We start from the raw sequence: 23,516 nt of genomic DNA, 5'->3' as shown, positions 1-23,516 counted from the left end.
TGTGCTCCCGTCCTAGTCTTCGCTGCTGCGGCTCAGTCGTACGTACACCGCGGAGAAGCCCGCGAGGACGACGAGCAGGACGAGGCCGAGTGCCGCCGCGCTGCCGTAGTTGTTGAAGTTGAAGGCGTACTGGTAGATGAGGTAGACGACGGTGATGGTGGAGCCCTCGGGGCCGGCGCCGTTGGTGAGCAGGAAGGGTTCGGTGAAGACCTGCATCGTCGCGATGATCTGCATGAGCAGCAGCAGCGAGAGGATGAGGCGGGTCTGCGGGATGGTGACGTGCCAGATCTTGCGCAGCAGTCCCGCGCCGTCGAGTTCGGCCGCCTCGTACAGCTCGCCCGGGATGCCCTGGAGCGCGGCGAGGTAGATGAGCGTCGCGCCGCCCATGTTCATCCAGGTCGCCGCGATGACGACGGAGAGCATCGAGGTGGTGGTGTCCTGGAGCCATTGCTGTTCGGGCAGGTGGAAGATGGCCAGGATGCGGTTGAAGAGGCCGTAGCCGGGGTCGTAGAAGTACTTGAAGAGCAGGACCGAGGCGACCGGCGGCAGCATCACGGGGAGGTAGACCAGGAGCCGCAGGTAGCCCTGTCCGTGCCGGAACTCGTTGAGCACCACGGCGATGACGAACGGGACGAGGAAGCCGAGCAGCAGGGCGAGGACGGTGAACAGGAGGGTGTTGCGCCAGGCCTGCCAGAACGCCGGGTCGTTGAAGACGTACGTCAGGTTGGACCAGCCGGCCCAGGTGGTTTTGCCGTCCTCGTTCTTCTGGAAGGCCAGGATGAATTCCCGGACCATCGGATACCAGGAGAAGAGCGAGAAGCAGAGCACCGCTCCGATGAGGAAGCCGTGGGCTGAGATGTTGCGGCGCACGGCGCGCAGGAACTCCTCGCGGGCGGAGTCCCGGCGTGCGGGGCCTGTATGTCCTGGGCGAGGCCTGGTCGCCTTGCGGGGGGACAGGGTAGGGGCCGACATGGTGTCTCCTCGGTGCCGGTGAACGTCGAGCGCGGTACGCGCACGGGGTTCGGATGCGGGGCCGGGTCCGCGTGACCCGGCCCCGCGTGTCCGTTACTGGTTCGCCAGAACCTGGTTGACCTGCTTCTCGGCGGTGGAGAGCAGCTTGTCGACGTCCGCGTTCTTGTTGGTCAGGACGCCGGACATGGCGTTGTCGAGGATCTTGTAGATCTCCTGCGCCTTCGGCGGCTCGGCCTTGCCGGGGACGGGGTTGTCCATGAAGGCCTTGAAGTTCTCGACGGGCATCGTCGCGTTCTCGGCGCGTGCGGCGTCGTCCTTGGTCTTGCTCTCACCGAGGAAGAAGTTCGGCTGCGGGAGGCCGACGGGGAGCTTGTCGGCCTTGGTGCGGGCCCAGTCGAACTGGCCCTTGCCGGGGGTGAGGTTCTTGAAGTTGAGCCAGGCGATGGCGGCCTTGATCTGGTCGGGCGAGCTGCCCTTCTTGATCAGGTAGTTGTTGCCGCCGAAGAGGGTTCCCTTGGCGCCGGGGATCGGGCCCAGGCCGAAGGTCTCGTACGAGGCGCCGAGCTGCTGCACCATGTAGGCGATGTCGTCGGGCGCGGCGAGGAACATGCCGAGCTTGTCGCTGGCTATCTGCTTCTGGAGGTCGCCCCACTTCAGCAGCTGGGTCTTGCCCATGCTGTCGTCCTCCCAGCGCATGTCGTGCAGCTGCTGGAGGACCTGCTTGCCGTTGGCGTCGTTGAAGGCCGCCTTCTTGCCGGAGGCGTCGACGATGTCCCCGCCGAGGCCGAACTGGGTCGCGGCGAAGTGCCACCCGCCGTTGTTGCCGGCGCTGTACTCGCCGTAGCCGGAGATGCCCTTGCCCAGGCCCGCGATCTTCTTGGCGGCGGTGCGGACCTCCTCCCAGGTGGCCGGCGGTGTGTTCGGGTCGAGACCGGCCTCGGTGAAGAGCTTCCGGTTGATCATCAGGCCCATGGTGTAGTTGCTGGTCGGCAGGCCGTAGAGCTTGCCGTCCTTGCGGGCCACGTCGACGACCTGGGTCTGGATGTCCTTCAGCGCGGGCACTGTCTTGTCGGTGACGTACGCGGAGATGTCCTCGGCCCCGTCGTTGTCCAGGACCTGCTGGAGGTCACTGAAGTACGCGTAGAAGACGTCGGGCTGCGACTTCCCCTTCAGCATGGCGGTGAAGCGGGGCGGCTCGTTGCACTGGCCCGGGGTCGACTTCCCGTTGATCGTGACGTTCGGGTACTTCTCGTTGAACGTCTTGATGTCCTCGTTCCACTCACGCAGCTCCGCGGCCTTGGCCGCCGGCGGCATGCAGTCGATCGAGATCGTCACCTTCGTCTTCGGGTCCAGCGGAGCCGAAGGGTCGGACGACCCCTTGGACGAGCTGCTCGAATCGTCGTCCTTGCTGCTGCTCGTACCGCAAGAGGCGAGCGAGGTCAGGGCAAGTGCGGTGACAAGGGCAGCCGCGGAGGCACGGCTGATACGGCGTGTGCGGCGCAACCCAGCACTTCTCATCGTTGATCCCCTTTGGGCATGAGCGTGGATGGCCCTCGGCCGACTGACTGCCGGGGCGAGGCACACTCAACCAGCGTCGACATGTGAACGCAATATCTCGCGCAGTTTTCGTAAAAGTTTGACAGCCCTCCGTACGCGGCATGCGGGATTCGGCGTGCGCGCAGCACGGAGCGCCGTCCGGCATGCCGGACGGCGCCCCTGTATGCGGTGCTTGTTACGGGTTGATGTTGATCTTCATGGTGGACGTCGTGTTCTTCACGTCCTGGGCGTTGCCGCTGAGCTTGAGCCCGTTGAAGGTGACCTCACCGACGGCGGGCCCCTGGCCGGCCTCCGGCATCTCGTTGGCCCACAGTCCGAAGCCGGACTTGGCGTCGAAGGCGTCACCGCTCTTGCGGGCGCCGGAGATGGAGATGTCGGTCAGGATCGTGTCCTTGATCGGGAACTGCGGCTGACCCCCCACGTAGTTGGTCTGGAACATGATGCCGCTGTACGTCGGGTCGACGATGTCGACGTGGTTGATGCGGATGCCCTGGAAGACCTTGGAGGCGGAGAACAGCCAGATGCCGGGGAAGGTCTGCGTACCCCAGAAATGACCGCCCGAGCGGACCACGGAGACGTTCTCGACCGTCGTCGGACCGGTCCCGAAGCCGTTCATCGGGTAGCCGAAGTCCAGCGAGCTGACCGTGATCCCGGAGTAGACCAGGGTGTCCTCGATGCGGATGTTGCGGAAGGTGTTGTCGTAGCCGCCGTAGACGGCGAGACCGGCCGCGCGCCAGGTCAGGAGGGAGGTGAGGTTCTCGTAGACGTTGTTCTTCATGTCCGAGCCGCCGGAGTCGATCGCCGAGAACAGCGCGAAGCTGTCGTCCCCGGTGGCCCGCGACTCGATGTTGACGACGTGGTTGTCGGTCGAGCCGTTGGTCATGTTGATGCCGTCGGCGAACGTGTCCCGGATGCGGGAGTTCTTGATGGTGATGTTGTCGGTGTTGGCGCCCCAGTAGAGGCACACCGTGTGCTCGTTCCAGATGTTGTCGATCACCATGTCGGAGACGTTGGAGAAGTCGAACACCTTGCCCGGTCCGTCGATGCGCGAGGTGTAGTTCCCGAAGTACGCGAAGTTCGCGAACGTCGAGCCCTTGGCGCTGGCCTCGGCCCGGAAGCCGATGTCGGTGTTCTCCTGGGTCGAGGGGGCGTGGAACCTGGTGTACCAGGGCCCCGCCCCGATGATCTGGACGGCCTTGCCGTAGACCTGGAACTTGCTGGCGGTCTCGTAGTCACCGGCCGGCAGGTAGACGCCCACCAGCTTGCCCGTGGTGTCCATCCGCACCTTGTCCAGGGCGTTCTGGACGTCCTGGTGGGTGAAGCCGGCGGGGACGGCGTAGGCGGCCGGGTCCGGGTTGGCGATCTGGGTGGCCTGCTCCAGGCTGATGAAGTCGATCGCGTAGGTGCTGGTGTTCGCCGCGTCCTTCTGGAGCCGGATCTTGCTGCCTGCCGGGACGGTCGTGCCCAGCAGTACATTCGCCTCGTCGTAGATGTGCCGCGGCGAGCCCGCGTCCGGGGAGTTGCCGGGACCGGTCTCGGCGCCGTACAGCCACGCGTACTTCGAGGTGAGGTCGATCGCCTTGAGGAACGTGCCGTCGACGTAGATGTTCAGCTTGGAGTCGATGCCGCCGCCGCCCGCGGAGTCCGGGATGGAGTAGCGGGCCACCAGGCTGTTGGTGCTGGCCCTCGTGGTGAACTCGACGTAGTTGCCGGTCTCGTTGAGCGTGACGGCCTTGCGGCCCGATGCCTCGCCCGCGAGGTCGCCGACGGTCCTGTTCGGTCCGACGACCTTCGCGCCGCCGCCGGTGACCGCGTCCTCCGCCTCGTAGGTGTCGTACGGCATGTCGGCGCCGCGCCCGACGAAGAACGAGCTGCTCGCGGTGTTGTTCCCGCGCTTGACCGGAAGCTCGTTGGCGTCGTCCGCGATCACCGTCTTCACGGTGTACGAACCGTTGGCCGCCGTCCACGAGCCCAGGCTCACCGGGGCGGTCGTGGCACCCGCGGCTATCGCGCCGCTGTAGCTGCCGGTGAGGGTCTTCACCGTGGCGCCCTTGGAGTCGAGCAGGGTCAGGGTGACGGCGTGGCTGCCCGAGGCGGACGCGGCCGTGCCCTGGTTCCTGATGGCCGCGGAGAAGGTGACGTTGTCGCCCTCGGCCGGGGCGGACGGCGAGGTGGTGACCGCCGAGAGCACCAGGTCGGAGCTGTCGACCGGCTTGACGACCAGCTTGGCCGCGCTGGTGTAGGTGTTGTCGGTCTCGTTCTGCTCGATGATCTCGTTGTCCGGGTCGGCCACGGCGCTGAGGGTGTACGTCCCCGCGTCGAGCGCCCCGATGTCGGCGCTCACCTGCGTCGAGGCCCCGGCGGCGAGCGCGCCCACGGAGGCGGTGGCCACCTCGGAGTCGCCGAGCCGGAATTCGAGCTTGCCTGCCGGAGCGGCGACGGCGCCGCTGTTGCGCACCGTCGCGGTGAGCTTCACCGGGTCCGACTCGACCGGCGCGGACGGGTCCGCGGTCAGGGCGCTGACCTGGAGGTTCGGGTTGGGAGCGGGGGCGCCCAGGACCTGGAACTCCGCGACCTGTCCGGCGGACGAGCCGGTGTTGGAGGTGAACTTCAGCTGGACGTCGGCGACCCGGGCGTCGACCGGAATGGTCACCGTGTTGCCGCTGCCGGGGCTGAAGGCGTAGTCCTTGGCGGCGACCAGGCTGGTGAAGGACGAGGCGCTCTGCTCACGGCCGAGGACCTGGATGTTCTGCGTCCTGGCGCCCCAGCTGCTGTCCGGGTTGAGCTTGACGACGACGCTCTGGGTGTCGGCGTTGGCGCCCAGCTTCACCGTGAGGGTGTTGGGGTAGCTGCCGCCCGCGCCCTCCCAGTAGGTGGAGAGCTGGTTGTCGTTGGCGTTCTCCGCGACGAACGTGTGGACCACGGAGGATGCCTCGATGGGCTTGCCGACGGCGAGGTTGGAGGCGGCGCCGGTGCTGCCGTTGCGGGTGACGGTGTTGCTGTCGCCCGAGACGTTGCCCGCCGCGTCCTTGGCCCGGACGAAGTACGACACGGTGGTGCCGGCGGGCTGGGTGTCGGTGTAGGTGGTGACATCGCCCGCGACGCTCTTGCGCAGCACGTTGTTGGCGTAGATGTCGTAGCCGGTGACGGCCTTGTTGTCGCTGGAGGCCTGCCAGACCAGCTTGATCTGCCCGGAGGCCGGCTCGGTGAAGCTCAGGTCGGCCGGTGCGGTGGGCGCCTGGGTGTCGCCGGTCCCCCCGCTGCGGGTGACGGTGTTGCTGTTGCCCGAGACGTTGCCCGCGGCGTCCTTGGCCCGGACGTAGTAGGACACGGTGGTGCCGGCCGGGCGGGTGTCGGTGTACGTGGTGACGTCACCGGCCACGCTGGTCAGCAGGGTGTTGTCGGCGTAGATGTCGTAGCCGGTGACGGCGGTGTCGTCCGTCGACGCCTTCCAGGTCAGCCGGATCTGTCCGGTGGCCGGTTCGGTGTACGCCAGCTGGGCCGGCGCGCTCGGTGCCTGGGTGTCACCGGACTCGGGGCCGTAGATCTCCAGCTCGGAGACCTGGGCGCCGGGCTGGACGCTGTTGGCGCTGACCAGGACGCGCACATAGCGGGTGGTGGTGGCGTCGAAGGTGATCGTCGCCTTCTCGCCGGCCGTGGGGCTGAAGGTGTACGCCTCGGCCTGGGTCAGGTCGGTGAAGTCCGTGCCGTTGGCGCTGCCCTGGATCTTCAGCGTCTGGCTGCGGGTCTCCCAGCCGTCCGGCAGGCGCAGCACCACGCGGTCGACCCGTACGGACGAGCCGAGATCGGCCTGGATCCACTGCGGCAGTTCGTCGTTGCGGCTCTCCCAGTAGCTGGCCGGGTTGCCGTCGTTGGCGTGGGCGGCGACGTACGTCTCGGTGTAGCTGCTGGCCGTGAGCGTGCGCCCGGCGGCGAGGTTCACCGAGGACTCCGCTGCCGCCCGGACCTCCAGCTCGGCGAGCTGGCCGTTCTTGGAGGCGGTGTTCGCGGTGATGTCGGCCCGTACGAACCGGGCCTGGGTGGCCGGGAAGCTGATGGTGACCTTGTTGGAGCTGCCCGGGGCGAAGGTGTAGGCGGCCGAGGTCTTCAGCGTGGCGAAGCTGGTGCCGTCGACGCTGCCCTGGAGGGAGAGCGTCTGGCGGCGGGTCGCCCAGTCGGCGGGCAGCTTCAGCGTGACCTGGTCGATGCGGGTGACCTTGCCCAGGTCGCTCTGCACCCACTGGGGCAGGGACTTCCCCGACCCCTCCCAGTAGGTCGACTGCTGCCCGTCGGCGATGTTCCCGGCGGACTTCCCGCTGCTCGCGGCCGCGCGCTGGCCGGCGGCGATGTTCGGGCCGCCGGCGGCCGAGGCGTTCAACGCCGGCCAGGCGACCATCATCAGGCTGGTGGAGACGGTCGCGGAAAGGACCCGCCATCTCCATCGTCGCGTTCTCATGTGTCCCCGATCTGCTGCCTCGGCGCAGGGGGCCGAGGCGCGGCTCAGACTGCGAACCTGCCGGTACACGAATTCCTGCACCGACAGGATGACCTTTTGCGTTTTGCGGTCAGAGAGTTGCAGAGAATTGACGGGGAGTCCACCGTTCCGGCAGAAGAAAGCAGCCCGGAGTGCCCTCATCTCTTCCATCAACATGCCTGAGAACCAGGGCATTTGACGAAACATCGCCCACGCAAGCCGCACGGCCCCGTTTGCGCAAGGAATGTGCGTACCCGCGCAAGCCGCTGAAAGGTGCCAGTTGGGAGGGGTGATCGCTCTCGCGGCGGGCGCCCGGCGCGTGGAGGCCGGGCACACGGGGCCGGGCACGGCGAAGGGCGGGGTCCCCGACCGCGGACCCCGCCCCTGACCGTTGTGCCTGTGCTCCGTACGCGTTCCGGCTCCGCCGGAAGGGCTCACCCGGAGCGACGCCACCGGTAGCGCACGTCCGGCTCCTTCTCCTCGTTGCGGCTGCCGTCGTCGAAGGCCACGGCGGTGAACCCGTGGCGCTCGTAGAAGGCCCGAGCGCCGGTGTTGCGCTGGAAGGTGTAGAGGGTCAGCTCGTCACGGCCACCGCGCTTGGCCGCGTCCAGCAGGAGCGAGCCGATGCCGCGGCGTCGCAGCCCGGGGGCGATGTAGAGCTGCTCCAGCTCCGTCCCGTCGAGCGCGACGAAACCGGCCGGCTCCGACGCTCCCCCGCCCTCCGGGGACGCCGGGAACTCCGCCACCAGCACCTCGGTGCCGGGCAGCAGCACATGGGTCATCCAGGCGAGGGTCGCCTCGTCGCTGTGCACCCGGGCCAGGTACGGCATGGCGGCGGCCCGGGAGGCGAGCATGAGGCGGGTGAGGGGGACCGCGTCCTCCACACGGGCCTCCCGCAGCTGGAGGGGGCGACTGTCCGTCGGCATGCGCTGTTCTCCTGTCCGAAGGGCCACCGCCCCCGGGGGGCGCGGCCGCACGGTGATCGAACTTACGCCGGGCCCAGTCCTGATCTCCATAGGATAAGAACGCCCCTCCGGCGTCGTGGCCCGCTCACGGCGCCCGCCCCCTGCCGAGGAATCGACGTAACGGTGTACCAGCCCCACGAGTTCACACTGACCGAGGACGGCTACCGAGGACCTGCCCCGTCCTGGCGGCCCGGCGGCCTCTCCCTCTGGCTCGTGGACACGGACCGGTCCGCCGGGGCGGTCCGCCGGCTGGCACCCGGCGTCCTGGACGACTCGGAACTCGCCCGGGTGGAGAAGCTGGCCTTCCCGCCCGACCGCGACTGCTACCGGGCCGCCCATGTGGCACTGCGGATGCTCCTCGGCGCACTGCAGGGGGTCGCCCCCAGGGCCGTACGGCTGACGCGGGAGCCCTGCCCGACCTGCGACGGCCCGCACGGCAGGCCCGCGACCGGTGGCGGGGTGCACTTCTCGCTCTCGCACACCCGGGGCACCGCCCTGCTGGCCTTCGCCGGTACACCGGTCGGGGTGGACGTCGAACGCGTCCCCGAGGCCCGGATCGTGGCCGAGATCTCCGGGCAGCTGCATCCGGCCGAGGCCGAGGAGCTGGCCGCGCTGCCGGAGGCGGAGAGGCCCGCCGCGTTCGCCCGCGTGTGGACCCGCAAGGAGGCGTACCTGAAGGGGCAGGGCGTCGGCCTGGCGGGCGGTCTGCACCGCGAGCACGTGGGCACGGGACCGCGCCCCCTGGGCCCGCCGGGCTGGGACGTCACCGATGTCGCCGTCCCCGCCGGCTACGCGGCGGCGGTGGCCGTCGGCACGGCGGGGCGGGCATCCGCCCACGCGCACGACCGGTGAAAATGACCGCACGGGCAGATCGCACCGACCGACCCATACGGAGGAGTGGCAGATGCCGCACGCACGAGCCGGACAGCAGGCGCGCCCCGAGGACCTGACCGATGTGGCACGGCTGGTGACGGCGTACTACGCGCTGCACCCCGATCCGGCCGAGCCCGGCCAGCGGGTGGCGTTCGGCACCTCCGGGCATCGCGGCTCGTCCACGGCCACCGCCTTCAACGAGGACCACATCGCGGCGACGAGCCAGGCCATCAGCGAGTACCGGGCCCGGCAGGGCACCGACGGCCCGCTGTTCCTGGGCGCCGACACCCACGCCCTGTCGGAACCCGCCCGGGTCACGGCGCTGGAGGTGTTCGCCGCCAACGACGTGAGCGTGCTCATCGACTCCGGGGACGGCTACACGCCCACGCCCGCGGTCTCGCACGCCATCCTCACGTACAACCGGGGCCACGCCTCGCGGCCGGCCGACGGGGTGGTGGTCACCCCGTCCCACAACCCGCCGGGCGACGGCGGCTTCAAGTACAACCCCCCGAGCGGCGGCCCGGCCGGGTCGGAGGCGACCGGCTGGATCCAGGACCGGGCGAACGAGATCATCGCCGGCGGCCTCGGGGACGTCCGCCGCATCCCGTACACCCGGGCACTGACCGCCGCCACGACCGGCCGGTACGACTTCCTGGGCCGTTACGTGTCGGACCTCCCGTCCGTGCTCGACCTGGACGCGGTGCGCGAGGCCGGTGTGCGGATCGGCGCCGACCCGCTCGGCGGGGCCTCGGTCGCCTACTGGGGGCGGATCGCCGAGCAGCACCGGCTCGACCTGACCGTGGTCAACCCGCTGACCGACCCCACCTGGCGGTTCATGACGCTGGACTGGGACGGAAAGATCCGGATGGACTGCTCCTCGCCGTACGCGATGGCCTCGCTCATCGGGCAGAGCGACCGCTTCCGGATCGCCACCGGAAACGACGCCGACGCCGACCGGCACGGCATCGTCACCCCGGACGCCGGGCTGATGAACCCGAACCACTACCTCGCCGTCGCCATCAACTACCTGTACGCACACCGGGACCACTGGCCGTCGGGGGCGGGCGTCGGCAAGACCCTGGTGTCGTCCGGGATGATCGACCGGGTCGCCGCCGATCTCGGCCGGGAGCTGGTCGAGGTGCCGGTCGGCTTCAAGTGGTTCGTGGACGGGCTGGCCGACGGATCGCTGGGCTTCGGCGGCGAGGAGTCGGCCGGTGCCTCGTTCCTGCGCCGCGACGGCTCGGTGTGGACGACCGACAAGGACGGCATCCTGCTCGCCCTGCTCGCCTCCGAGATCCTCGCGGTCACCGGCGAGTCGCCGTCCCAGCACTACGCGGCACTGACCGCCCGGTTCGGCGAACCGGCCTACGCGCGGATCGACGCGCCCGCGGACCGCGAGCAGAAGGCGGTGCTGGCCCGCCTCTCCCCCGAGCAGGTCGGCGCCGACACGCTCGCCGGCGAGCCGGTCACCGCCGTGCTCACCTCGGCGCCGGGCAACGGGGCCGCGATCGGCGGGATCAAGGTGACCACGCAGAACGCCTGGTTCGCGGCCCGCCCCTCGGGCACCGAGGACGTCTACAAGATCTACGCGGAGTCCTTCAAGGGCGCCGAGCACCTGGGCCAGGTCCAGGAGGAGGCCGAGGCCGTGGTCTCGGCGGCGCTGAAGGCGTGACCCGTGGGCCCGCCCCCCGGTGCGGTGCGCCGGGGGACGGGCTTGCGGTCAGGGTGTGGAGACCGTGGGCCTCGGAGCGGTCCCCATGCCGCTCCCGATGAAGAAACCGGGGTGCGGCGGCTGGTTGTAGGCGGTGTTCTGCCAGGCCAGCGCGGTGCGGTAGGTGGTGTCGTGGAGCAGTGTGGTGATCTTCGTGCTGGTCTCGTACGGCGTGGAGTAGATCCGTAGCGCGGTGTTGTTCGTGGTCGCCCAGACCACTTCCTCGCGCCAGTCGCCCAGCAGGTCGCCGGAGATGACCGGGGTGGCCTTGGTGCCGTTGTTGGAGTGGACCGAAGCGCCGGTCAGCAGCCGGGTGTCGCCGGAGGTGCCGTACTTGTCGATGTGGGTGCCGTCCAGCAGCTCCCTGGTCGTGTCGCCGTCCCACCAGACCAGGAAGTTGGTGCTGGAGGGCTTGCGGCTCGCGACGACGGTGCCCCGGGTGTCGCGTATCCCGTCGGCCGCCGACGACCAGGACTCGGCGCCCGGACTGCCCGCCCAGATGTCGCCGCTGACGCCGCGGCCGTTGTCACCGCCCGCGGGCGTCGACCAGAGGATCCGGCCGGTCGCGGCGTCCGCCATCCACGACGAGGGCTTCGAGCCGTCCTCGTCCACCTTGAACTCCTCAAGACCCGGGCGCGCGGGGTCCAGGTCGCCGACGTGCATGGCGTCGCCGTGGCCGTTGCCCGTGGTCCACAGGGCGCGGCCGTCGTCGTCCACGGCCATGGCACCGTAGACGATCTCGTCCTTGCCGTCGCCGTCCACGTCGGCCACCGACAGCTGGTGGTTGCCCTGGCCGTCGTATCCGCGGCCGGTGTTGGTCGAGCTGTTGGTGTCGAAGGTCCAGCGCCGGGTGAAGGCCCCGTCGCGCCAGTCCCAGGCGGCGATCACCGTACGCGTGTAGTAGCCGCGGGCCATGATCAGGGACGGCCGGGAGCCGTCCAGGTAGGCGGTGCCGGCGAGGAAGCGGTCGACCCGGTTGCCGTAGCTGTCGCCCCACGAGGAGACGGTGCCGCGCGCCGGGACGTAGTCGACCGTGCCCATGGCCGCGCCCGTCAGGCCGTTGAACATCGTCAGGTACTCGGGGCCGGACAGGACGTAGCCGGAGGAGTTGCGGTGGTCGGCCGACGCGCTGCCGATGACCGTGCCCCTGCCGTCGGTGCTGCCGTCGGCGGTCTTCATCGCCACCTCGGCCCGGCCGTCGCCGTCGTAGTCGTACACCTGGAACTGCGTGTAGTGCGCGCCGGAGCGGATGTTGCGGCCCAGGTCGATCCGCCAGAGCCGGGTGCCGTCGAGCTTGACGCCGTCGACGACGGTGTTGCCCGTGTAGCCGGACTGGGAGTTGTCCTTGGCGTTGGTGGGCTGCCATTTCAGTACGAAGTCGAGGGCGCCGTCCCCGTCGAGATCGCCGACGGAGGCGTCGTTGGCCTCGTAGGTGTAGGCGACGCCGTCGGGGGTCGTGCCGCCCGGGGGCGGGCTGATGGGCACGTCCTTGTAGCCGCCGCGGAACTGGACCGCGTGCACGGAGTCGCCCTGTTCAACGCCGCCGACGACCGCGCGCACGGTGTAGTCGGCCGAGTCGGGGGCGCCGGTGTGGAAGTAGTTCGTGGAGCCGGTGACGGGTGAGGCGTTGACCTTGGTGCCGGCGCGGTAGACGTTGAAGGCGACGGAGTCGGCGTCGGTGGCGAGCCAGCGCCAGCTGATCAGGTTGCCGCCTTCGGTGTGGACGCTGACGACCCCTCGGTCCAGCGCCTCCGCCTGGCGTGCGGTGGCGGCGTGCGAGGTCTGGCCGGTGACGACCAGGGCCGTCGTGGCGAGCAGGCCCGCGGTGACGGCGCCGAGCACGGCGCGGGTCCGGGTGGGACGGCGTCTGCGGATGGTTCGGGGATGACCGAGTGCCACGGTACGTGCCTTCCGGAGTGGGGACGGGTGGGCTACCTCTCAGTGGCCGCCGGTCCGGGAAAGGTTGCCGCCTCCCCCGCGGCCGGCGCTCACCCGTTCGGCGCTCCTCGGTGGCGGGCCGGGTCCGGGGTCCCGCAGGCTGTCCGTCAGAGCTGCCGCTCGGCAGGGGTGGCGGATCCCGTTGGGGGTGCGACGTGTCGGACACCGGTACAACGGCCCCCGGGCCGGACTCGGACGACGGCATGGCGGGGGCGCTCCTGGACACGCTCTTCAGCCAGTCCGCGGTCGGCCTGCACGTCCTGGACACGGACCTGCGGGTGGTGCGGGTCAACGCCCTGACGGAGGCGGCGAACCCCGAGCGGATCGTGGGCCTGCACTTCACCGAGGCGTACCACATGGACAATCCGGAGGCGTCCGAACGGATGCTGCGCCGGGTCCTGAAGACCGGAACACCCGTGCTCGACTATGTCGCCCAGGGGCGCCTCGCGCAGTCCTCCGGCCCCTCCCGCGTCCTGACGGTCACCCTGCACCGCCTGGACGCCTCCGACGGGCGGCCGATCGGGGTGCTGGCGGCCGTGGTCGACGTCGATGAACGGGAGAAGGCACACGTCCGGGCGGACGTGCTCGCGGCCGTGCGCCGGGGGGTGGGCCACTCCCTCGATGTGGCGGCGACCTGCGAGGGGCTCGTCGCGGCTCTGGTGCCCGACTTCGCCGATCTCGCCGTGGTCGAGGTGGTCGACGAGGTACTGCGCGGGGCCGATCCGCCGCTCGGCCCGCTGCGCCGGGACGTCCCGCTGCGCCGGGCCGCCGTGCGGGGGACGGGGACGAACCCGGACAGCGTGGTCGGCGAGTTGCGCCGGCTGCCCGAGGCCACCCCGTTCGCCCTCGCCGTCACCGATCTGCGGCCCCGGCTCGTCGAGCTGGGCCCGGACACCCCGTGGCTGGAGGCGGACCCGGCCACCCGGCGCAGGATCGAGGAGACCGGGGCGCATTCCCTGATCGTGGCCCCGCTGAAGCTGCACGGCGCCGTGCTCGGCCTGCTGAGCCTGTACCGGCACCAGGGCCATCCGTACGACGAGCGCGACCTCACCCTCGCGCTGACGGCGGCCGCCCACGCCGCGCTGAGCATCGAGAACGCGCTGCGCTACGCCCGCGAGCACGTGATCGCCTCGACCGTCCAGCGCCGGCTGCTCCCCCAGCACGACGGCGCCCGGGTCGCCATCGAGACCGCGCACGTCCTGCTGCCCGGACGCAACAGCGGCTGCTGGTTCGACACCATCGCGCTCTCCGGCGCGCGGACCGCGCTGATCATCGGCAACGTGGCCGGGCACGGGCTCCAGACCGCCATCACCATGGGTCAGTTGCGCACCGTCATCCACGCGCTGGCGGGTCTCGACCTGGAGCCCGACGAGGTGCTGGCCCGGCTCAACGACACGGCAGACCGGCTGGTGGAGGAGCGCAGGTCGCTGCCGCCCGGCGACTCGCTGCACCACCAGCCGCTGACGGCGACCTGCCTGTACGCGGTCTACGACCCGTTCACCCGGGTCTGCACGGTGGCGCGGGCCGGGCATCCCGCCCCGGTCGTCGTCGCACCCGACGGCCGGCCGCTCGCGCTCGACGTCCCGGAGGGGCCCGCGATCTTCTCCGAGGACAGCGCCCCCTTCGCGACCGGCTCGGTCCTGTTGGACGAGGGCAGCGTGCTGGCGTTCCTCACGGGGTCGCTGCTGGCCGGGGAGCGGTCGGTGGAGCGGGTCCACGACGCGCTGGCGTTCCCGGACCGCCCGCTGCGGGAGCTGTGCGACGCCATCGTGTACAACCTGCCGGCCGGGCCCGATCCGGAGGGGGCGGCGCTGCTGCTCGCCCGGACCGGGGTGGTGCCGCCGGACCGGGTGGCGACCTGGGAGCTGGCCCACGACCGGACCACACCGGCCGTCGCCCGCACCCTGGTCCGGGACCGGCTGGAGGGCTGGGACCTGGACGAGGACACCATCGAGGCGACCGAACTGATCGTGAGCGAACTGATCACCAACGCCGTCCGCTACGGCACACCGCCGCTGCAACTGCGGGTCATGCTGGACCGCACCCTGACCTGCGAGGTCCACGACACCAGCCCGGTGGCCCCGCATCTGCGCCACGCGCGGACGGTCGACGAGGGCGGGCGCGGCCTGTTCATCGTCTCGCAGCTCGCCAACCACTGGGGCACCCGCTACAGCACCGACGGCAAGGCCCTGTGGACCGAGCAGGAGATCCCGGCGGACTAGGTGTATTGCCCTGTCCGGCGGATCTTCGCGGGCCGCGGTCCCGCCCACTTCATGACCGCCGCGGGCGACAAGCGTACGGCGGGGGCTGACCGGTCCGTACCGGTCTCAGCCGCCCGCCGCCGGCCGCGGCCCGGCCGCTCGGGGCCGGGCGGACCAGCCGAGCAGGACCACCGAGCACACGGCGGCGAACGCGCACCAGGTGGAAATGAACTCCAGCCGCCACAGCGCCGCGCACACCGCCGCCCCGCCCGCGACGAGCACGCCGAGCAGGACCAGCCCGCGGTCGCCGGACAGGAGCAGGGAGCCGATGGTGGCCAGGAGGTAGCCCGCCACCAGCAGAGGCGGATGCGGCAGGTCCAGCGCGTAGCCGAGGGTGTGGCCGCGCACCTGCGCGGTCACCGTCCGGGTCGCCAGGGCGTACGCGAGGAACGCGCTCGTCGCCGCCCCGGACGCCAGGGGGACGGCGAGGCGCCGCCGCGCGTGGGCCGGGGCGGCGCACAGCACGCCGAGCGGCACCCACAGCGGCAGCAGCGGCAGGGCGATGACCGCCCAGGCGACGGTGGCGGGGCCGCTGCCGCCGTCCGCGTGCCAGACCGCGGACTCGATGATCTGGTGTGCGCCGAGGAGCAGGGGCAGGGCCGCCAGCGGCAGATCCCGGGCCCGTCGTGCCCGCGCCACGCAGGCCACCCCGATCGCGGCCACCGCGCCACCGGCGACCAGGTCGGCGGTCGCGCTCCAGCACATGGGGCCACCCGGGGTCGTCTCCGCCGGCCGGCACCACGCCCGCCGTCTCCGCGTTCACGGTACGGGAACTCCCGGCCCACGGGGGTCAGGGCGAGGCGTCCGACCAGGCGTAGGGCGGTTGTGCGGGCTCGTCCGTGCGGCCCGCGCCGGCCTGGCCCAGCGCACGGTCGGCCACGCTCATCAGCTGACCGGCGACGTCGTGCATCGCGCGGCTGGCCGCGACCTCGTCACCGATGGTGGGCACGTCCGGATCCTGCGGGCTGCAACGGGCGATCCCCTGGCCGGTGAGTTTCGCCGACCCCGTGTCCAGCACCGCTTCCGCCCTGGTCGTCCCGTCCTGCTCGGACAGCTCGACACGCACCGTCCATTCCAGCGTGCGGTTCATCGCATACCTCCCGGCCCGCGCCGGCCGGCGGGCGCGGGCCGCCGCACGGGTCCACTTCCAGCATCCACCCAACCGGCCGCCGCTGCCCGCCCGCCGCCTCGGACTGCGCGCGGTCCCCCGCCGAAATAGGATGCGGACAGCGACGACCGCGAAAGACGGCCGCCCGTGCCGTCGGCCCCGGCCCGTCCGCCCCGACGACGGCCTCGGGGTGCGGATCACTCACACCGAGCCCCTGGGGAGCGGCCCATGAACCGGCGGCATCCGTTCCGGTCGGCCAGCTCCGATGAGCTGCTCACCACCCTCCAGGACCTCACCTCCCGGGCCCGCCGCGAGGTGGAGCTGCACCAGGCTCGGGTGGAGCTCGCGGAGGCGCTGCAACGCGAGATGCTGCCGCCCGCCCTGCCCTCGCTGCCCGGTCTGCGCACCGCCGCCCGGTACACACCCGCGCGCAACGGGCTGGACATCGGCGGCGACTGGTACGACGGGTTCGTGCTCCCCGACGGTTCACTCGCCTTCGCGATCGGCGACGTACAGGGCCATGACGTCGAGGCGGCCGCCTTCATGGGCCAGATCCGTATCGCGATGCGCGCCCTCGCGGTGGCGGCGGCCGATCCCGGCGAGGTCGTGCGGCGCACCAACGACCTGCTGCTCGCGGCGGACTCCAGTCTGCTCGCCACCTGCACCTTCGTCCGTCTCGACCCGGGCACCCGGGAGTTGCAGAGCGCACGGGCCGGTCATGTGGCGTCGGTGTGGGCCACCGCGGACGGCCGGGGCGGGGTCACCGACGACGAGGGCGGGCTGCCGCTGGGGGTCCAGCCCGGCGAGGAGTATCCGGTCACCACCCGCCGGCTCGCGTCGGACGGCGCCTTCGTGCTCCTGACCGACGGAGTGGTGGAGGGTCCGGCGTACCCCCTGGACGAGGGGCTGGACGAGGTCGTGGAGCTGGTGCGCGCCCGGGTGGGTGAGGACGCGGACGTACTGGCCGACGCGGTCCTGGGCTCCGCCGAGCGCACCGGGCACGAGGACGACGCCGCGGTGCTCGTGCTGCGGCACGAGGCTGTCGCGGCCGCCCCGGGATGAGCGGGCCTCCCGTGCGTGTCACACCGCCGTCCGCCTCGGGGCCGGTGTCTCATGAGGAACGTGATCCGCAGTGAGAAGACCCGCCGGTATGCCCTGGCGGCCCTGCGTGTCCTGGCGGTCGCGGCCGTCTACTACGGATCGGCCCGGGTGGGGCTGCTGCGGCAGGTGACCGTGCACGGCGCGATGGTCACGCCGCTGTGGCCGCCGACCGGCATCTCCGTGAGCTGCCTGCTCTGGCTGGGGCCGCGTATCTGGCCGGGGATCGCGCTCGGCGCGCTGCTCGTCGTCGGCGAACTCGGCGGGGCGGTGACGCCGTCCTCCGTCGCCGTGGTGGCGGGCAGCACGCTCGCACCGCTGTGCGCGTACCTGCTGCTGCGCCGGGCCGGCTTCCGCAAGGAGCTGGACCGGCTGCGCGACGGGGTGGTCCTGGTCTTCCTCGGGGCGATGGCCGGCATGGTGATCAGCCCCACGGCGGGGACCTCGATGCTCGTGGTGGACGGGGAGCTGCCCGCCGGCGACTTCTGGTCGGTCTGGGCCGCCTGGTGGGCCGGTGACGTCATGGGGGTGCTCGTCGTCACGCCCCTCCTGCTGGTGCTGTGCCGGGCGCGGATGCCGCGGTTCCCGGACCGCTGGGCCGAGGCCGGGGCGCTGGCGGTCGTCGCGGTCGTGGGGACGGCGGTGGCCACCCACAGCTCGCTGTCGATGCTCTACCTGGTGTTCCCGATCGTCGTCTGGGCCGCCCTGCGCTTCCAGCTCGCGGGCAGTGCGCCCTGTGCCCTGCTGGTGTCCGTGCTGGCGATCGTGGCGGGGACGGACCGCGTCGGTCCGTTCGCGGGCCACACCATCGTGGAGGTCATGATCAACCTCACCGTTCTGAACGGGGCCGTCGCCCTCACCTCGCTCCTGCTGGCCGCGATCGTCGCCGAGCAGCGGCACATCAGGCTCCGGATCGAGCGCGCCTGCGAGGAGCTGGCCGAAGTGGTGGACCAGCTCGCGCCCGGCAGGTCGGCGGCTGCCTGGCCGTCCCGGGCGAAGGACGAGCGCGACAGCCGCTGAGTGTGCGGGTCAGCCCGGGAAGTGCCGGTCCAGGAAGTCGTTGCGGAAGGTTCCGGACGGGTCGTGGCGGGCCATCAGCTCCTCGAAGTCCCCGTAGCGCGGGTACAGCGTGCGCAGGACCCCGGGGGCCGTGCCGAAGACCTTGCCCCAGTGCGGGCGGGCGCCGAAGGGCGCGAGGGCGTCCTCGATCCCGGCGAGCACCGGTGCGACGGCCGCCGCGTCGGGCACCCAGGTGAAGTGGAACGCCACCGAGTCCCGGCCGTACGCGGGGCTCAGCCACAGGTCGTCGCCCGCGACGCCGCGGATCTCGGAGATCTGGAGCACCGGCGCGATCCGCTCCCTGAGCCGGGCCAGGGCCTCGTACGCGGCGGCCGCGTCCCGGCGGGCCACGAAGTACTCCGACTGCAGCTCGTCGCCGTTGCTCGGGGTGAACTCCAGCCGGAAGTGCGGCAGCCGGCGGTGCCACGGTCCTGGTACGCCCTGCTGGCGGGTGCAGTTCCCGGCCGGGACGCCGGGGATCGGGTGCCGGGAACCGTCGGCGAGCCGGGCTCCGAGCCACTCGGCCGGCATCGGCCGCGGCCCCTCGTCCCCCACCCGCTGCTTCAGCCACACCTGGCCGACCGGTCCCGGGCTCCAGTCGGTGAAGACACTCACGCTGTAGGCGGCCGCCATCACCTCGTCGAAGCCCTCGGTCAGGGCCGCCTCGGGCAGGTCCTCGTACACCCACTGCTGGACGTCGAAGGCGGGCACGACGTCCAGTTCCAGAGCGGTCACCACACCCAGCGCGCCCAGGGACACCACCGCTCCGGCGAAGTCCGGCTCCCCGCGGCGCAGGGTCCGTGTCCCGCCGTCGGCCGTCACCAGGTCCAGGGCACGGACACAGCCCGCGAGCGAGCGGTTGCCCACACCCGAGCCGTGTGTCCCGGTCGCGCAGGCTCCGGCGGCCGAGATGTGGGGCAGCGAGCCCAGGTTGTGCAGGGCGAAGCCGCGTTCGTGCAGTTCGGCGGCGAACTCGCCGAAGCGCAGTCCCGCGCTCAGCCGGACCGTCCGCCGGGCCGGGTCGATGTCGACGACGCGCGGAAGCCCCGCGACCGAGACGAGGTCCCCGGCGGTGTCGGCGACCGCGTTGAAGGAGTGCCGGGTTCCCAGGGCGCGTACCGCGTCGGACGCGGCCACCGTCTCGCGCAGTTCGACGACCGACCGCGGTGTGCACAGCCGCCTCGCGCCGAAGGTGATGTTGCCGGCCCAGTTCATCTCCGCGGGGGTCACCGTGCGTCCCTCTTCCACTCGTGGCCGGGCAGGTGCTCCCGGACACCGCATTCTCCCAGATAGCACCGCGCCCACCGGAAGCGAGCGGGCCATATACCGTGCCCGCGACCGCGCAACCACGTACCGTAGCTGGCACAGCCGCGGCACATATCCGCACACCGGCCGATTGGAGCACTCCCGCATACCAACAGATGCGCACAGAACCTGAGATCAGGTACGGAACGGGACAGGTCCGGGATCACCGTGACTGTCTGAACTTCACCGGAACTCCAGCGAAATGCCATGTGTGTGGATATCGTGCACCGAGCGAGGGCGCATCCGTCTGTCCACAGGATCGACGGATGCGCCCCGTTTGTGACGATGCAACTGTGACTGGGGGGTTCATGGGGCATGTCGAGCTACCCGAATCCGGCATATCGAGAACCGTGGGACTGGCGGGAGCGCCGCGTCCGCGGACCGCTTCCGGCCCGGCGCGCGGCCGGGGCTTCGACCGGCCGGAGCAGGTCCCGGCCGTTTCGCGCGGACGTGGCCCCCGGGCGCCCCGCACCGGTCCCGGCCGGCTGCTGCCCCTGGTCGTCTGCGTCGAGCTACTGGGCCTGGGGTTACCCGGCTGGCTCGTCCTGCGTGCCGACGGACAGCCGAAGGCCCTGGCCGGCGCGGTCGCGGCCACCGTGGTGTGGTGCGGGGTCCGGGCCGGGCGGGGACGGTACGCGTTACGGTCCCCGGGCCGTCCGCCGGGGGCGCTGACCACGCCCGGCGACTGGTTGCTGCTCATCGGCCTGCTGGCGGTGCTCTGGACGGTGTTCGACGCGTCCATCGATCCGGCGGCGGCCGTCGTGGCGCTGATCCCCGGCCTTCTGACGGCGGCGGCCGCCTCCTGGGCGCGCAGGCTCACCTGGCCGGGACGGCGGAGAACGGTGCGCCGGGTGCTGGTGGTGGGCGAGGCCGCGGGGGTGGACCGGGCGGTGGGGGTGCTCACCTCCCGGGAGGACCACGGCTATCGCGTCGTGGCGGCCCTGCCGGTGGGCGCGGCGACGCTGAGCTGCGAGGCCCCGGTGCCGGGGCGGCTCGCACCGGCCCCCGCCGACGACGACGTCTCCACGGTGCTGGGCGCGGCCTTCGCCCACGAGGCGGACCTGGCGCTGGTGGTCCCTGGCCCGCAGTTCGCCGAGGAGCGATTACGCCGGCTGTCCTGGGGGCTGCACGACGGCGGGCTGGAGCTGTCCGTGCTCTCGCACCTCTCGGAGACGGCGGCGGACCGGGTCCGCCCGTCCTCGGCCGCCGGGCTGACCCTCCTGCACATCGTGCCGCCGCTGCGCCGGGGGCTCCAGCCGGCCCTGAAGGCGGCGGTGGACCGGGCCGGCGCGGTGTGCGGTCTGGTCGTGCTGGCCCCGCTGCTGGTGCTGGTCGCGGCGGCGGTCCGGGTCACGTCTAAGGGGCCGGTCTTCCACCGGCAGATCCGTCAGGGGCAGCACAACCGCCCGTTCACCATGTGGAAGTTCCGCACGATGGTGGCGGACGCCGAGCAGCACAAGGCCCGGCTGGCCGCGGTGAACGAGAACGACGGCCCGATGTTCAAGATGCGCGTCGATCCCCGGGTCACCCGTCTCGGCCGGCTGCTGCGCCGCTCGTCACTCGACGAGCTGCCCCAGCTCATCAACGTACTCAAGGGTGACATGTCCCTGGTCGGCCCGCGTCCGCCGCTACCGGACGAGGTGTCCCGCTACGACGAGCGCGAGCTGAGACGGCTCGCGGTGAAACCCGGGCTGACCGGCCTGTGGCAGGTCAGCGGCCGGTCCGACCTGTCCTGGCAGGAGACCGTATCGCTCGACCTCTGGTACGTCGACAACTGGTCGGTGGCCACGGACATGGGGCTCATGGCCCGTACGCTGCGCGCCGTCACCGACGGCCGCGGGGCGTACTGAGGGCGGGGGCCGATGCGCGTCGGAGGAAGGGGCCGGGTGGTCCGCCCGTCGGGGACGGGCCGCCCGGCCACGGTCCGGGGGCTACGCTCCCCGCTGCCGGAGCCACCAGGAGTAGGTGCCCGCGATGCCCTCGCGCAGCGCGATCCGCGGCTCGAAGCCGAGCGCGGCCAGCCGGGACACGTCCAGGAGCTTGCGCGGGGTGCCGTCCGGCTTCGCCGTGTCCCAGACGACCTCGCCCTGATACGACGTCATATCGGCTACCACGGAGGCCAGTTCGCGGATCGTCAGGTCCTCGCCGGAGCCGACGTTGACGGGGGCGTCCTCGTCGTAGCGCTCCAGCAGCAGGACGCAGGCGGCGGCCAGGTCGTCGACGTGCAGGAATTCGCGGCGGGGGTTCCCGGAGCCCCAGAGCGTGACGGCCGGGGCGCCGCGGTGCCGGGCCTCGTGGAAGCGGCGTATCAGGGCGGGCAGGACGTGCGAGGTCTCCAGGTCGAAGCTGTCGCCCGGACCGTAGAGATTGGTCGGCATGGCACTGATGTAGGAGGCGCCGTACTGGTGGCGGTAGGACTGGATCTGCACGATGCCGGCGATCTTCGCGAGGGCGTACGCCTCATTGGTCGGCTCCAGCGGGCCGGTGAGCAGGGCGCTCTCGGGGATCGGCTGCGGGGCCAGCTTCGGGTAGATGCAGGACGAGCCGAGGAAGAGCAGCCGCTCGGTACCCGCCGCGTGCGCGCCCGCGATCACGCTCAGCTGGATGCGCAGGTTGTCCTCGATGAACTGCACGGGATACGTGCTGTTGGCCATGATCCCGCCGACCCGGGCGGCGGCGAGCACGACGGCGTCCGGGTGTGTCCGGCGCAGAAAGGCGGCGGTCCGCTCGGCGTCCCGCAGATCGAGGCGGTCACGGCCACACGTGATCACGTCATGACCTTCGGCGGTGAGGCGTCGGGCCACCGCGGAACCCACCAGACCGCGGTGGCCGGCGACGAACACACGGGCGCCCGGACGTAACAGGGACGGGACGGGTTCCTGAGGAGGGCCGGGGAGATCAGTCGTCATGTTTTCGGATTGTGCCAGCAGCCGGGACACGCGGTGCCGGTTTGCCGCAGATCGCTCAGACATCGAAATTTCGTGACCAACTGCCCCTCGGGCGACCAGAGAAGGGGGAAACGTGGCGAAGACCGCGCTCATCACCGGCGTGACCGGACAGGACGGTTCGTACCTGTCGGAGCTGCTGCTCCAGAAGGGATACACGGTCCACGGCCTGATCCGCCGCTCGTCGAGCTTCAACACCGAGCGGATCGACCACATCTACCAGGGCCCGGAGCAGGAGGACCGGTCCTTCGTGCTGCACCACGCCGATCTCGCCGACGGGGTCGCGCTGGTGAACCTGCTGCGGGACATCCGGCCCGACGAGGTCTACAACCTGGGGGCGCAGTCGCATGTGCGGGTCTCCTTCGACGCCCCGCTGTACACGGGCGACGTCACCGGGCTCGGCACGATCCGGCTGCTGGAGGCGGTACGGGCCAGCGGCATCGACACCCGTGTCTACCAGGCCTCGTCCTCGGAGATGTTCGGCGCGAACCCGCCGCCGCAGAACGAGCTGACGCCGTTCCACCCGCGCAGCCCGTACAGCGTCGCCAAGGTCTACTCGTACTGGGCGACAGTCAACTACCGCGAGGCGTACGGGATGTTCGCGGTGAACGGGATTCTGTTCAACCATGAGTCGCCGCGCCGCGGGGAGACCTTCGTGACCCGGAAGATCACCCGTGGGGTGGCCCGGATCAAGGCGGGCCTGCAGAGCAGGCTGCACCTGGGAAACCTGGACGCGGTGCGCGACTGGGGTTACGCCCCCGAGTACGTGGACGCGATGTGGCGGATGCTCCAGTGCGACACCCCGGACGACTACGTGGTGGCCACCGGTGAGGGGGTCAGCGTCCGGCAGTTCCTGGAGTACGCCTTCGCACACGCGGGCCTCGACTGGCGCGAACACGTGCGCTACGACGCGAAGTACGAGCGCCCCAGCGAGGTCGACGCGCTCATCGGGGACGCGTCCAAGGCCGCACGGCTGCTGGGCTGGAAGCCGGCCGTGCGGGCGCGGGAGCTGGCCAGGATCATGGTCGACGCCGACGTCCGCCAGCTGGCCGACCAGCTCGCCGGGGCCGCCGTGCGGGTGGACCGGTGAGACGCCCCGGGCGTCGCACAGGCGCCCGCTCCCGGCCGTCGCTCCCCGCGACGGGCCGGGCAACGGACTCCGGCGCACACCCCCGCCCCACCGGAAACGTGGTGGGACCGGACGCGCCGGTACGGGGCGGGCCCCTGGGCCCCGCCCCCTCAGCAACCGC

The 23,516-nt window shown here is 71.3% G+C and carries 16 protein-coding genes; 7 read left to right on the top strand and 9 right to left on the bottom strand.

What is annotated here, in order from left to right:
• Positions 1-12: 12 nt before the first annotated feature.
• The 4 genes from B082_RS0106615 to B082_RS0106600 all read right to left on the bottom strand — a co-directional run bounded on the left by B082_RS0106615 (position 13) and on the right by B082_RS0106600 (position 7,929).
• Positions 13-972, bottom strand: coding sequence for a carbohydrate ABC transporter permease (locus B082_RS0106615; RefSeq protein ID WP_026249496.1), 960 nt, complete (start codon positions 970-972; stop codon positions 13-15).
• Positions 973-1,065: 93 nt separating this feature from the next.
• Positions 1,066-2,490, bottom strand: coding sequence for an extracellular solute-binding protein (locus B082_RS0106610; protein WP_026249495.1), 1,425 nt, complete (start codon positions 2,488-2,490; stop codon positions 1,066-1,068).
• 214 nt (positions 2,491-2,704) lie between these two features.
• The gene (locus tag B082_RS0106605) at positions 2,705-6,985 is read right to left on the bottom strand and encodes a discoidin domain-containing protein (protein ID WP_199783765.1); all 4,281 of its coding nucleotides are present in this window, start codon (positions 6,983-6,985) and stop codon (positions 2,705-2,707) included.
• 452 nt (positions 6,986-7,437) lie between these two features.
• Positions 7,438-7,929, bottom strand: a complete 492-nt coding sequence (locus B082_RS0106600; RefSeq protein ID WP_018551021.1) for a GNAT family N-acetyltransferase — start codon at positions 7,927-7,929, stop codon at positions 7,438-7,440.
• A gap of 162 nt (positions 7,930-8,091) precedes the next feature.
• On the opposite strand from B082_RS0106600, the gene B082_RS0106595 reads away from it, so the two are divergent.
• Together B082_RS0106595 and pgm are read left to right on the top strand one after the other, a co-directional pair.
• Entirely contained in the window at positions 8,092-8,820 is a 729-nt protein-coding gene (locus tag B082_RS0106595) for a 4'-phosphopantetheinyl transferase family protein (RefSeq protein ID WP_018551020.1), read from the top strand.
• A gap of 52 nt (positions 8,821-8,872) precedes the next feature.
• Positions 8,873-10,513: a phosphoglucomutase (alpha-D-glucose-1,6-bisphosphate-dependent) gene (pgm, locus tag B082_RS0106590; protein ID WP_018551019.1), complete on the top strand. Its 1,641-nt coding sequence runs from the start codon at positions 8,873-8,875 to the stop codon at positions 10,511-10,513.
• 48 nt (positions 10,514-10,561) lie between these two features.
• Here pgm and B082_RS0106585 read toward each other — a convergent pair whose 3' ends face one another.
• Entirely contained in the window at positions 10,562-12,451 is a 1,890-nt protein-coding gene (locus B082_RS0106585) for a rhamnogalacturonan lyase (RefSeq protein ID WP_026249494.1), read from the bottom strand.
• Positions 12,452-12,645: 194 nt separating this feature from the next.
• Between B082_RS0106585 and B082_RS0106580 the strand changes: the two genes are divergently transcribed.
• The gene (locus B082_RS0106580; RefSeq protein WP_018551017.1) at positions 12,646-14,712 is read left to right on the top strand and encodes a SpoIIE family protein phosphatase; all 2,067 of its coding nucleotides are present in this window, start codon (positions 12,646-12,648) and stop codon (positions 14,710-14,712) included.
• 105 nt (positions 14,713-14,817) lie between these two features.
• Here the strand turns inward: B082_RS0106580 and B082_RS0106575 are convergent, their stop codons facing one another.
• Positions 14,818-15,456 carry a DUF6629 family protein gene (locus B082_RS0106575; RefSeq protein ID WP_018551016.1) on the bottom strand — a complete coding sequence of 213 codons (639 nt, stop codon included), beginning with the start codon at positions 15,454-15,456 and terminating at the stop codon, positions 14,818-14,820.
• An 85-nt stretch (positions 15,457-15,541) separates the two neighbouring features.
• Positions 15,542-15,841 carry a DUF1876 domain-containing protein gene (locus tag B082_RS0106570; protein ID WP_018551015.1) on the bottom strand — a complete coding sequence of 100 codons (300 nt, stop codon included), beginning with the start codon at positions 15,839-15,841 and terminating at the stop codon, positions 15,542-15,544.
• Positions 15,842-16,087: 246 nt separating this feature from the next.
• Between B082_RS0106570 and B082_RS0106565 the strand changes: the two genes are divergently transcribed.
• Both B082_RS0106565 and B082_RS0106560 read left to right on the top strand, forming a co-directional pair.
• On the top strand, positions 16,088-16,921 hold the full coding sequence (locus B082_RS0106565) for a PP2C family protein-serine/threonine phosphatase (protein ID WP_018551014.1): 834 nt from the start codon (positions 16,088-16,090) through the stop codon (positions 16,919-16,921).
• Between the two features lie 60 nt (positions 16,922-16,981).
• Positions 16,982-17,977: an MASE1 domain-containing protein gene (locus tag B082_RS0106560; protein ID WP_018551013.1), complete on the top strand. Its 996-nt coding sequence runs from the start codon at positions 16,982-16,984 to the stop codon at positions 17,975-17,977.
• Between the two features lie 9 nt (positions 17,978-17,986).
• On the opposite strand, the gene B082_RS0106555 is transcribed toward B082_RS0106560, so the two are convergent.
• Positions 17,987-19,246, bottom strand: a complete 1,260-nt coding sequence (locus B082_RS0106555; protein ID WP_018551012.1) for an FAD-binding protein — start codon at positions 19,244-19,246, stop codon at positions 17,987-17,989.
• Positions 19,247-19,671: 425 nt separating this feature from the next.
• Between B082_RS0106555 and B082_RS0106550 the strand changes: the two genes are divergently transcribed.
• Positions 19,672-21,171, top strand: a complete 1,500-nt coding sequence (locus tag B082_RS0106550) for an exopolysaccharide biosynthesis polyprenyl glycosylphosphotransferase (RefSeq protein ID WP_018551011.1) — start codon at positions 19,672-19,674, stop codon at positions 21,169-21,171.
• A gap of 81 nt (positions 21,172-21,252) precedes the next feature.
• Here B082_RS0106550 and B082_RS0106545 read toward each other — a convergent pair whose 3' ends face one another.
• Positions 21,253-22,230, bottom strand: a complete 978-nt coding sequence (locus tag B082_RS0106545) for a GDP-L-fucose synthase family protein (RefSeq protein ID WP_018551010.1) — start codon at positions 22,228-22,230, stop codon at positions 21,253-21,255.
• A 112-nt stretch (positions 22,231-22,342) separates the two neighbouring features.
• Here B082_RS0106545 and gmd point away from each other — a divergent pair, with 112 nt between their 5' ends.
• Positions 22,343-23,356 carry a GDP-mannose 4,6-dehydratase gene (gmd, locus tag B082_RS0106540; protein ID WP_018551009.1) on the top strand — a complete coding sequence of 338 codons (1,014 nt, stop codon included), beginning with the start codon at positions 22,343-22,345 and terminating at the stop codon, positions 23,354-23,356.
• Positions 23,357-23,516 lie beyond the last annotated feature (160 nt).

This window comes from Streptomyces sp. ATexAB-D23, from assembly GCF_000373645.1.
Classification (GTDB): Bacteria; Actinomycetota; Actinomycetes; order Streptomycetales; family Streptomycetaceae; genus Streptomyces; species Streptomyces castrisilvae.
This window is presented reverse-complemented; position numbering and strand designations above follow the sequence as displayed.

Coding starts and splice junctions, on each gene's coding strand:
- B082_RS0106545 (WP_018551010.1), bottom strand. CDS start 22,230: ATGACGACTGATCTCCCCGGCCCTCCTCAGGAACCCGTCCCGTCCCTG.
- B082_RS0106605 (WP_199783765.1), bottom strand. CDS start 6,985: ATGAGAACGCGACGATGGAGATGGCGGGTCCTTTCCGCGACCGTCTCC.
- B082_RS0106575 (WP_018551016.1), bottom strand. CDS start 15,456: ATGTGCTGGAGCGCGACCGCCGACCTGGTCGCCGGTGGCGCGGTGGCC.
- B082_RS0106615 (WP_026249496.1), bottom strand. CDS start 972: ATGTCGGCCCCTACCCTGTCCCCCCGCAAGGCGACCAGGCCTCGCCCA.
- B082_RS0106600 (WP_018551021.1), bottom strand. CDS start 7,929: ATGCCGACGGACAGTCGCCCCCTCCAGCTGCGGGAGGCCCGTGTGGAG.
- B082_RS0106610 (WP_026249495.1), bottom strand. CDS start 2,490: ATGAGAAGTGCTGGGTTGCGCCGCACACGCCGTATCAGCCGTGCCTCC.
- pgm (WP_018551019.1), top strand. CDS start 8,873: ATGCCGCACGCACGAGCCGGACAGCAGGCGCGCCCCGAGGACCTGACC.
- B082_RS0106565 (WP_018551014.1), top strand. CDS start 16,088: ATGAACCGGCGGCATCCGTTCCGGTCGGCCAGCTCCGATGAGCTGCTC.
- B082_RS0106570 (WP_018551015.1), bottom strand. CDS start 15,841: ATGAACCGCACGCTGGAATGGACGGTGCGTGTCGAGCTGTCCGAGCAG.